This window comes from Bartonella sp. AA9NXGY (assembly GCF_042196845.1).
Taxonomy (GTDB): domain Bacteria; phylum Pseudomonadota; class Alphaproteobacteria; order Rhizobiales; family Rhizobiaceae; genus Bartonella.
In genome coordinates this window covers 65361-77056 of record NZ_JBHIRB010000011.1, presented here as the reverse complement: position 1 = coordinate 77056, position 11696 = coordinate 65361, and the positions used below count along the sequence as shown (strand labels likewise).

The window sequence follows — 11696 nt, the reverse complement described above, 5'->3', positions numbered from 1 at the left end:
ACCGTTGCATTACCCCCAGCAGAAAGCGCCTCGGTGTTTAATACGGTCTCCACGCCGTCAACCGTTGTGCGCCCTGCATCTAAACGAATATTCTTCAAAGATCTCATTTTATGTTTCAAACGTTTAAACGTGCATTTAAAGAGCTTTCATAAGCGTATTTGTACTTTTCATTAAAACCTAATTTCTTTAAATATTAGCCGGTCCATTTTGGGGGTGTTATCTTAGAATAGAGCATTCTTTAAACATTGTTGCTTTTAATAAAAAGTGAGAAACCCCATACCTTATGATGTTACAATGGTTTTGAAGTTTGTTTGCTTATCTTTGTCTTAATAGCTGCCCCCAAATTTGGAAAGAGCTCTTTTGGTTTCGTATTTTTAAACTATAACTTTTAAAACGTTTTTAGTACCAAATCTAAAGTAGATAGTTATTCTACTGCCATGGCATTATTTGCCTCCATTTTTTTGTGGAAGCGAATAGTTCCGTTCTTAAAGACTAGCCTGCAATCTATTCATTAAAAGGCTTTTCATTTCATGAGATATAGCGTTTTGAATTTCATGACCTTTATTTCCTACCGCGGTAAAAAATACCGTGGTTATAAAATCGATCTTGTCTTTAAATCCTTTTATGCAATCTTTATAAACTAAACCTATAAGCTTATGACCGTTTCAAACGATTATTCCTTTGAAGGTTTAGCTCAAAAAAGAGCAAAACTCATACCATTTTTTAAACCTATACAATTTATGTTATCGATATTTTCAAACGACTAAATTTTTAAATAATGTGATTTGTGCTGTGATAAAAACGTACCATAAAATTTATGAACTGTTATGAATGATATCTGCTTTTCATTTCATTTGAACGTTTACATGCGTTATAATATTTGCATCATGATTTGCTTTTTACAGTCTATTCATCCATGGCAATCTTATATAAAAAATGGTCAAATGAATCATGCATAAAAAGATGGATTCTTGAGTGGATTCATATAAAATAATTTCACACAACCTATTGACTTTATTGTGTTTTTTAGTATTATATCTTGAATGACCGATGGAAGCGAGGATATTGCGTATTTCTGTTTGTGTAATCTCTGAAATAGGCAGACAGCCTAATTTGAGGAGAATATGGAGTTTTAAAGGTGAAAACCAGTTTCCATCTTTACCATCATTTTTAATTCAGCTTTACGACTTTCAAAAGCATCTAAGGCAATGTCTTTTAAGTAATGGAGATTACGCATTGCCTCACGTTTTCGTTTCTCACGTTCTTTAATGGGATCATGACCATCACGAAGAACAGAGTGCTATTGGGAGGGGTGCCAATTCACGAGCTTGTTTTAAAGAGACATCTCTCAAAGCACCCAAGTCCATTTAGCGACAGCGCCCATGAATGGTATAACGATAAAGCCATTGAGCACCCCCATCTTTACGTTTGTGAAGGAGCAAGCCGGCACCATCATTATATTTTCCAGCTCGTGGGTGTTGCTAAAGCCCTTGGCTCTTGAGACGATTCATAAGAGCCATTTTTAGTCCTTTCTTATACATTTTTTACCCACACGCCAGCCCCGCTTGTGGTGTGCAAGAGAATGGTTTTTCTTGATTTAAGACAAACAGGTTTCAAATGAGAGAATCTTACGTTATTCAGAACTCTAACTCAATGAAATCAACGCTAAATTATCATTATAAATCAGCATATTATACCATTTTATCAAGATAAAAGATAAGGTATTTTTATCTAGAATATGTCACAAAGTATGCTGCCTTTTCGTACATGAAATCGATTTTTTCCTGAAGTGTTTTCTTTTCTACTTAAATACACTTTTCCTCCTCTTCACACGTATTGCGCAGCTATTCATCATCGAATTTGCCCATAAAGCTAAGCAAAGTGTATTTTTAGATAATATAAAGATAATAGCATTAAGAATAAATCTTAAAAAATAGAAGATTTCTTGCTTTTTCACTTATGGAAGTACAACAACTTTACCGTTCAATTATGCTCCTCTTTGAAGGTAGATATGGTGCTAATATGCACCATGGAGCTATCCAAGCAAAGATGATATTAGAAAAATGAAAAGTTAACCACTGCACATTTAAAACAGATAGGAAACCTACAGCCACTCTCATTCATTCCAAAGGATATAGAAAATGAAAAAAAACATATCGGATAAATAATCAATCATAGCTTATAATATAAGAGCATAACAGTGTTTTCATATGGCTACACTCTTCCCTTATGATATCTGGACAGCAAATATCTCTAAAACTTCTATAAAAATACTATTAAAGTTATGCTGTAAAAATGTTAATTGCCTCAACAATCATTTGTCAAAAATTTGCAAAAAATAGTCAGAGAACTAACCGTTTGAACCACAAACATGATTTGTATGCTAATGATTTGATTTTTAACGACTTTTAACATATTGATAATCTTAAAATTAAATCAGACAGCCTCCCCAGTTAGTCCGGATAAGTAGGTATCTAACAAAAACTATTGTTAGGACCGTAGAAGACCGTACCCCATCCTTGTATGAGAAAGTGAACTTCCTTAAAAAACTTTGATATTAATGATACTAAACAGATTGGTATTCATTTTCACCTTAATCCGATAGATTCTGCCGTTAAAGGTGCATTTAGCACAATACACAATTATCTCACAATTTAACTCTCTATATTGATGTAAACTATCAAAAATTTTTTAAAAGACGTGTAGCCGAGACAAGTTTTTCTGATAGAATACGCTACCAATTTTAATATAAAATTATAAAAAAATAAGCATATTAATCCGTTTACTATTAACAAAAAAACGGACTGTATTTTTTTGTTATTTACAATCTATTATAGCAATAAAATAATTTCTTTCTTTACGATGTGTTGTCGCTATCTATAAAGATTTCTTTACACTTCCATTGCTGGTTCTTCTAAACAAACAGTTTTGAGAAAATTAATGCATGAAAAGAAAATCTAACAACAAGCGCTTTATCTTTCACATACAAAACGCTCAAGAAAGCTAGTTTTTTCATTTATAAAATGAAATAACTCAATAAAGTTCTTTTTGTATCAATAAAAGATGTTTTAAATGAAATATTCAAAATATTGATTTATAATGATAATTTAGCGTTATTCCTATTGAATTAAAATCTTGAATATCGTAAATTTCTCTCATTTAAAATCTGTTCCATGTTGAACTAATCAAAATCATTCACTTACACATTACAAGCAGGGCTGGCGTGTGGAGAAAAGTTATATAAGAAAAGCCTGAGAATTCCTCTCATGAACTGTCTCAAGTGCCAAGGGCTTATCACAAATATTGGGAGCTAGCAAAATGTGTGACGGGCTTGCTCTTTTATTAAGCGTAAAGGTATCGGCTTGCTCCTTCGTAAGCGTAAATATGATGGGATTCTATGGCTTTAGCGTTATAGCATTCATGAACACCGTCGCGAAATGGGCTGTGCTTCCTTAGAAAAATGGACTTTGGTACCCTTATCTTTAAAGAAAGCCTGTGAATAGCCCCCTCATCTCTTCTTCTTATAGCAGAAAAAATTTGCTGATCGTTTTGGTGAATGCATCAAATAATACATCTCAACGCTATAGAGCTTTTATAGCGATTATCTTTAATAGACAATTTTTAAATATCATACTTCATAGTGCTTTTAGCATAAGCTTAACCAAGCTAGGTTTTATGAAATCCACTTTTCTCGACTTTTTATGATCATGAAAAAAGTTTTTCTGAAGCAAAACTTCAAATCATAGAGAACACCATCAATATAATTCGTTTTGTTATTTACAATAAAAACATAATGATATAGAAACTGTCTGGGTACTTGCGCCATCAGGGGAATGAAGTAAGCATCAAAGCATACCAAATACTAAAGGCATATCTATGTGTAAGAAATATATTTATAAGAAAAATTTTTTGTTATGTACAATTGCTGGAACTTTGATTTTTTCTCATTTCGGTTCAACTTATGCAAATACATCAGCTCCTGAAACTCCTGGAATTTTGGGAAAGATTGAATTAAATAAGGGAGAAGAAAAGACTTTAAATAATGTTCTTGTCCGCGATAAAGGACCTGGAATATTAGCGCATGATAAAGCAGCTATCACAATTGTAAAATCAACAATACACACGGAAATGTCTGCACTTTCTGTATCAGAAGGTGGACGCATTCATGCTAAAGAAATTAAAGCAAATACAGTATACAAAGGTTTAGAAACAAAGAATGGTATAATCAACGTTGAAGATTCAACCATAACCGTCCAACGAGGAGGTGCCGGTGGTATCGTTTTTTATGAAACAAAAGATTCTTCACTGAAAAGTGGAGAAAAAGTTGTCAATAAGGTTGTTCTTAGCAATACAAAACTTCTTGTGAAAAACGGTACCGGTATTCTTGGTCCCTACTGCTCAAGAGCCGTTGCTGAAGTTCAACTTAAAGACTCAGAAATTCGATCTGACGTATTATTGAGAAATAAAACGAAACGTAAATATTATGACAACGATACTCTTCCTGTAACTTTAGCATTAACCGCTGATAATTCAACAATAGAGGGACGAGCAAGAACTTTAAAAGTCAATACAACGGTTTTGACTCTGAATAACAAAAGCAAATGGTACTTAAAGACCTCTCAAGAGGAAGTCGATACTGACTTTAATGTGTTTAACTATGAGCTCAGTGATATTAAACAACGAGCCCTTTCTACCGTTTCAGTACTGAATCTTAATAATAGTTCTATCATATTTAAGACACCACAAGGGCGGGAAAAAGATCATTATCATACCTTGTATGTAGGGCGAACAGCTGAGGTTCGTAGACCTGAGGGAAGTACAATCCCCGATATAGAAAGCACTTATAATACAGTTTACAATGCCACAGGCGATGCAAAAATTTATTTTAATATTGAATGGAGTGATGGTCTAGTAAAAGAACAGCAAAAAGCTGACCGCCTCCTTATACATGGTGATGTATCAGGCAGCACAACAGTCCATATCAAGAACCTTGCGAAAGGTGAGATATTAAAAGCTGAAGATTCTGTGTCTTCGAATATGCGTGGTCTTTCACTCATTCAAGTTTCTGGAAATGCAAATGAAGATTCCTTCAAACTTGCACACGGCTACACCACAATGGGGGGATTGCCCTATAAATATATACTCAAAGCCTATGGTCCAACATCCAGCCATGGGACAGCCGATAGCACACAAAGTCATTTTAGCGGAATATCACAAGAATCAAAAGAAAATACCCTCAAAGACTACACAATCTACACGATATCAGCATCAGGAACAATGATTGAAGGCGTTTCACCAAAAGAGAAAGAAGCGCAAAATACCGGTTCATCATCCCTTGGACAAGCAAACAACGCACAAAACATCTTGGAAAAAAATCAGAATTTCTGGGATTTTCGCTTGCAAAATGCGACTCTCGATAATGAGGGAAAGATCAGAGCTCTCGTTCCTCAAGTGGCAAGCTATTTGTCCATGCCTAACGCACTATTCTCAGCTGGACTGGCTGATATAAACAATCAAAACACTTTACTCAACTCGATGCAGGAAAACACCTTTGAGACAAAAGATCATAAAAACAAAGGAGTCTTATTCTCGACTTATGGAAATAAGATGACATTATCCTCTCACCGTACGCCATTACAATATGGCTATGGTGCCGATATTCACTATGCAGCTTTACAGGCAGGCATTACATTAGCAGCTCTAGAAGATCAAAACATGACCACCAATTTTGGTCTTTTAGGGACATATGGGAAATTAGCTTTCACCCCTAAAGACATGGAAGGTGCTGACAAGAGTACACTCAATAAATGGTCAATTGCTGCATATAGTGGGCTGCGCCATAATAATGGGATATACATCCATGCGCTCTTCTCCTATGGAATGCTCATGGGAGATATCACCACAGCTCTCATAGGAAAGACTGCAGAATTGAAAAATGCTGATACATTCAGTGCATCAGCAACCATTGGACAAAAATTCGAAACCAGTAAGAAAGAATTGGTCTTTGAACCACAAGCACAACTTGTTTATCAACGCCTCATGCTTGGCACACTCTCAGATGTCGATGGCTTTGATGTGGATATGGGAAATCCTTATCAATACTTAGTGCGTGTTGGTGGACGCTTAACGCAAACGAAGCTTTCTATTGAAAACGGCGGTATTCTTTCTTTCTATGGTAAATTGAATATTGTTAAAGCTTTTTCTAACAATGGTACGATACAGATTGGTGAACCATTCCACCTTGATTCTATAGGAGCGTCTGTTGAAGGTGGACTTGGTGTAAATGCACAATTATCACAAAATATCGCACTTTATGCTGATGTTAACTATCAATATAAGCTTCAAAAAACTGGTATATCTGGAGCAAGCTTTTCAGGTGGAATACGCTATCAGTTTTAAGAAAAAGCAAAAAACAATTTATATTCTATTCATTTTAATAAAAGGCAGTACAAATGTGCTGCCTTTTTACAATCTATTGGAAAGAAGCGTCAATAAGGATTCTTTCTACCACCTTTCTTGAGCCAATTAATCTCACTCAAACCAAATGTAACAAAATCTGTTATCTCTAAATGAATACTGAATTCTCAAGAGAGCTACCTTTTTGATTTATAAAAATCAAATGCTTTTAATAAATTTTTTTGTATTTTAAAACACGTAATAAATAATTCTCTGTGTAAGAAAATCAATTAAAAGCTTTTTGTAAGCACACAACAACAGCTTCTCCAAAATTTGTAGAGTTTCCATAACAACAGCCTTAAGCAACAAACATCCTTGCAAAATATTTTGTTTCTTAACACTTTTAAACGGAATACTGATCAATCTAGCTTTTCTGCAATTCATAGTTTCTAACTGCAATTTTTATTTTAAAAGCTCTTCTAAAATCATTTTTTTAACGATAAAGAACACGATACAATATTTCGTTTTGTTGTTTACAATAAAAACATAATGATATAGAAGTTGTCTGGGTACTTGCGCCATCAGGGGAATGAAGTAAGCATCAAAGCATACCAAATACTAAAGGCATATCTATGTGTAAGAAATATATTTATAAGAAAAATTTTTTGTTATGTACAATTGCTGGAACTTTGATTTTTTCTCATTTCGGTTCAACTTATGCAAATACATCAGCTCCTACAATGGTTATGGCTCGTGCGGATAAAGCAGGAGAAGAAAAAACCTTTAATAACGTTTTTATCCGCAGCGCATATACAACAGTGGTTGCTGATGACAAAGCCTTTATCACCATTACAAATTCAACAATGCGTTCAGACTCAAATTTATTTACCGCAACAACAGGTGGACGTATTCATGCTAAAAAAACTGTAGGAAAATCAAATTCCCGTGGTTTAGAAATTTCAAACGGCATCATCCATATTGAAGATTCAATCATAAATGTTTCCGGACATCACAAAAGTCGTGGTATCCTTTTTGATTACATCCCAAGTTCCCAAGTAAAAGAGGGCGAAAAAGTTATCAATAAAGCAATTCTTACCAACACAAAACTTCTTGTTGAAAATGGTATTGGTATTCTAGGACCAGATTATGCAAAATCTGTTGCTGAGGTAGAACTTAAAAGTTCAGAAATTCGTTCTGATATATTATTAAAAAATAAAATCCCAGAAAACTCAAAAGATATCGATCCTCGCACTTTTATATTAAGCGCTGACAATTCGATTATAGAAGGACGAGCAAAGACTTTACCTCAAAATACAACGATTTTTACTCTCAACAATAACAGCAAGTGGTCCCTAAAGATTAGTCAATTTGAAGTAGACAAAGAATTTGACAGCTCTAAAGGATACTTGCTCACTGATATTAAACAACGTGCACAGTCTATTGTCTCAGTATTGAACCTTAATAATAGCTCTATTATATTTAATGCGCCGCATAAACTAGCAGACAATCAATATCAAACCTTGCATGTGGGAAAACAGCCAACAGCTGAAGCTGCGAAAGCAGAGCAAAACAGAAGCTCCGATGCAACAACGGTTTACAATGCATTGGGCAACGCAAGGATTTACTTTAATACCGAATGGAGTAATGGTCTTATAAAAGAACAACAAAAAACTGACCGTGTTCTCGTTCATGGTAATGTCTCAGGCACCACAACGATCTATTTCAACAATCTTTCAAAGCGTGCAGAACCATTCGATGATGATGAAGTTTCAATTCCTTTGAATGCGCGTGGTCTCTCACTTGTTCAGGTGTCTGGAAAAGCAGAGGAAGCCGCCTTCACGCTGGCAAATGGCTACACTACAATGGATGGATTGCCCTATAAATATGTATTAAATGGCTATGGACCAACATCTAGCCGTGGGAGAGCTGACAAACAGCAAAGTCTCTTGCAAGAAAGTGAAGAGTTTTGGGATTTCCGTCTACAAAATGCGACTCTTGATGATGAAGGAAAAATCAAAGCTCTTGTTCCTCAAATGGCAAGCTATTTGGTTATGCATAATGCAATATTCTCCTCTGGCTTGGCTGATATAAACAATCAAAATACACTGTTAGATAATATGCACTCAACAGTTTTTGGATTAGAAGGTCATAAACAAAAAGGGATATTTTTATCGACTTATGGCAACAAGATGACGTTATCTTCCAGCCGTAGTCCATTGGAATATGGTTATGGTGCTAATGTTCACTATGCTGCTATACAAGCAGGCATGACATTAACAACGTTAGAAAATCAAAATATAACCGCGAATCTTGGTCTTTTAGGCACATATGGAAAGCTCGCTTTTACGCCAAAGGACATGGAAGGTTCTGACAAAAGCATACTGGATAAATGGTCCTTTACGGCATATGGGAATCTCCACCATGACAATGGTCTCTATGTTAATGCATTTTTCTCTTACGGCATTTTAAACGGACATATTACAACAGCCCTTATCGGCAACACCACAGAATTAAACAATACGGATACATTAAATATATCAGCTACCGTTGGACAAAAACTAGCAACTGGTGTTGAAGGAGTGTCCTTTGAACCACAAGCACAACTTATTTATCAACATATTGCCTTTGGCACTCTTTCAGATATTGATGGCTTCCAAGTTAATATAAAGACCCCTCATCAATGGTTGGTCCGTATTGGAGGGCGTTTAACAAAAACAATACTTCCTATTGAAAAAGATCGTGTTCTTTCTTTTTATGGTAAATTGAATGTCATCAAAGCTTTTGGTGAGAAGCGCGCTATTGATGTTATGGAATCTTTCCATCTCGATTCTATGGGCTCTTCCCTTGAAGGTGGGCTTGGCATTAACGCGCAGCTTTCTAAAAATATCGCACTTCATGCTGACGTTAATTACCAACATAAACTTCAAAAAGCCGGGTTCTCTGGAATTAATTTTTCCGGAGGAATGCGTTATCGCTTTTAGAAATCTTAGCTCTCTATTTTGACGCATAAGCAGCGCTGAGATGAAAACAGTGCTGCTTAACTACATTACAAAAAACCGTAATGTGTCAAAAAGTAGTTCATTTTTAGCAAAACAAAGAAAATATCTTAAGGAACATCTCTATGCATAAGAATCTTTTGTTATGTACAGCCGCTTGTGCTTTATTTTTTTCTTCTTTTAATTTCACATCTACCAGCACCGCCTCTGCTCTAAGCCCCCAGGAACGCCATGCCATTGAAGGGATTATGAAATTACCTGAACAATATCGCCATGCCATTGATTTAATAAACACACCAACACAAGCAGAAAAAAATCTTGAAAAGATCGCCTCTGGCGCCATGATGGAGGATAATTCGCACTTCAATCAAGCACTTCAAGAAGCATTAGATGATTCAGGAACTCAAATTAACAGATATTTCTCAGGGATCGGTCGTTATGCAACTCCTGATCATAGAGAGGAAATGCGGAAAGAAAGAGATTCTATATACGCTCGTGCTATGTCAGAGCAATTTAATCGTGATGCGTACCGCATGATGCAAGCCAGAGCAAAACTTGAACAATTACGTCAGAATCGATTAAAAACAAGAGAAAATTTATTACGTGGCTACGACAAAGCAGTTTCCGATGCCGTAAAGGCGGCAGCAATCCTTGAAGCTGATAACCAACAGCGTGTTAATGCTGCACACCAACAATGGGTAAGCCAAGACAATCGTGATTGGCACAAACTGCAAAATACAGCAGAAATATTACATAAGGCGGCACAAGTGGATACTGCCTTACAAGGACAAAACAAGGAACTTTCCAATACTTTACGCAAAGCAGTATTAGAGACTTTGAACGCGGATGGAATAACCAACGTGGAGAGAAAAGAAAAAACATCCCCTCCTGCATCTGAAAAGAATAAACAACCTCTTATTGACTCCAGTACAAAACAAAGACGCGCTAGTGATAAATTACCACCCGCTCATGTTGCTGCCCAACACAAGGACAATTCATTCACAAGAACAGGTCATGGAATGAGACAGCTTAAAATAAATGAAAATTCGCAATCTGATATTGATCCCCAAACAAACACCACTTCCTCGGAATCAAAAACAACTCTTAATACATCAGCAAAAGCGCATATGAATTTGCTCCCAAAGGTTGAGAATACTGCTACCGCGGCTACAGAGAGCTCCTCTAAACTTACAGATGATGATAAAGCAACCGCAGCTTCTACTTCTCTTGATGGAACAGAAAAAAGCACAACTCTTACACCACAAGGAGAAAGTTCTTTAACCATGCCTATTGCGATGTTTGCTGTTGGGTTTAGTGATGTCAACAATCAAAATATCTTGTTAGACAATATGCAAATAACAATGTTTGAACCCAAAGATCATCCAGAAAGAGGCGTTTTCTTATCATCTTATGGCAATAAAAGCACCTTTTCTTCTAAGGTTCAAGCAAAACAAGATGGTGTTCAAGCAGATATTCACTATGCTGCATTGCAAGCAGGAGCAACACTAATAGCGCTAAAAGATCAAAATATCAGCAGCAACTTTGGTCTTTTCGGAACATATGGGAAATTATCTTTTACTCCTAAAAACAAGGAGAGCTTTCAAAAAAATATGTTTGATAAATGGTCACTCACCGCATATGGAAATATTCAGCATGACAGTGGCATCTATGCAAGTGCCTTTCTCTCTTATGGAATTTTCAAAGAAAATCACGCTACAGCTCTCATCAAACATACCTCAAAAGTGAAGAATAGTAAAACATTAGGAGCCGCTGCAACTGTTGGTCAAAAACTGTCAACCAGTTTGGAAGGTGTAATCCTAGAACCGCAAGCACAACTTGTTTATCAACGTCTCATGCTTGGTTCTTTATCAGATAGGAGCTCTTTCTCAGATGACGATAACTCTAAAATAGACATAAGTAATCCTTATCAATGGCTGCTCCGTATTGGCGGACGTTTAACGCAAAACAAAGGACATGCTGTTTCTTTCTACGGCAAACTGAACATGATCAAAACTTTTAGTAAAAATTTTCAGCTTGCAGCTATGGGATCTTTAATCGAAGGTGGTTTTGGTATTCACACACACTTATCACAAAATATTCAGCTTCATAGTGATCTCAGCTATCAACATAAATTCAAAAAAGCTGGCATCTCTGCAATAAATATTTCCGCTGGAATACGCTATCACTTTTAAAAATACTTGTATTCCTTATCTTGAAATATGAAGAGATCTCATTATGTTTCGTTTTGTCTCTTACAAAAGAGACATAATGAGGTCAAAGTTTTACTTTTTATGAGAGAGGGGG

Annotated in this window: 3 protein-coding genes and 1 pseudogene; 3 read left to right on the top strand and 1 reads right to left on the bottom strand. The window is 35.8% G+C overall.

What is annotated here, in order from left to right; genetic code table 11:
- Positions 1-1028: 1028 nt before the first annotated feature.
- Positions 1029-1520, bottom strand: a pseudogene (locus tag ACFIM6_RS06845) (integrase arm-type DNA-binding domain-containing protein); the annotation flags it as partial.
- A gap of 2356 nt (positions 1521-3876) precedes the next feature.
- Between ACFIM6_RS06845 and ACFIM6_RS06840 the strand changes: the two are divergent.
- The 3 genes from ACFIM6_RS06840 to ACFIM6_RS06830 all read left to right on the top strand — a co-directional run bounded on the left by ACFIM6_RS06840 (position 3877) and on the right by ACFIM6_RS06830 (position 11584).
- The gene (locus ACFIM6_RS06840; RefSeq protein WP_375612207.1) at positions 3877-6399 is read left to right on the top strand and encodes an autotransporter outer membrane beta-barrel domain-containing protein; all 2523 of its coding nucleotides are present in this window, start codon (positions 3877-3879) and stop codon (positions 6397-6399) included.
- Positions 6400-7028: 629 nt separating this feature from the next.
- Positions 7029-9377, top strand: coding sequence for an autotransporter outer membrane beta-barrel domain-containing protein (locus ACFIM6_RS06835; protein ID WP_375612206.1), 2349 nt, complete (start codon positions 7029-7031; stop codon positions 9375-9377).
- Positions 9378-9517: 140 nt separating this feature from the next.
- Positions 9518-11584, top strand: coding sequence for an autotransporter outer membrane beta-barrel domain-containing protein (locus ACFIM6_RS06830; protein ID WP_375612205.1), 2067 nt, complete (start codon positions 9518-9520; stop codon positions 11582-11584).
- Positions 11585-11696: the final 112 nt, after the last annotated feature.

Excerpts from the sequence above, each read along its gene's own strand:
- ACFIM6_RS06840 (WP_375612207.1), top strand. The coding sequence starts at position 3,877 with ATGTGTAAGAAATATATTTATAAGAAAAATTTTTTGTTATGTACAATT.
- ACFIM6_RS06835 (WP_375612206.1), top strand. The coding sequence starts at position 7,029 with ATGTGTAAGAAATATATTTATAAGAAAAATTTTTTGTTATGTACAATT.
- ACFIM6_RS06830 (WP_375612205.1), top strand. The coding sequence starts at position 9,518 with ATGCATAAGAATCTTTTGTTATGTACAGCCGCTTGTGCTTTATTTTTT.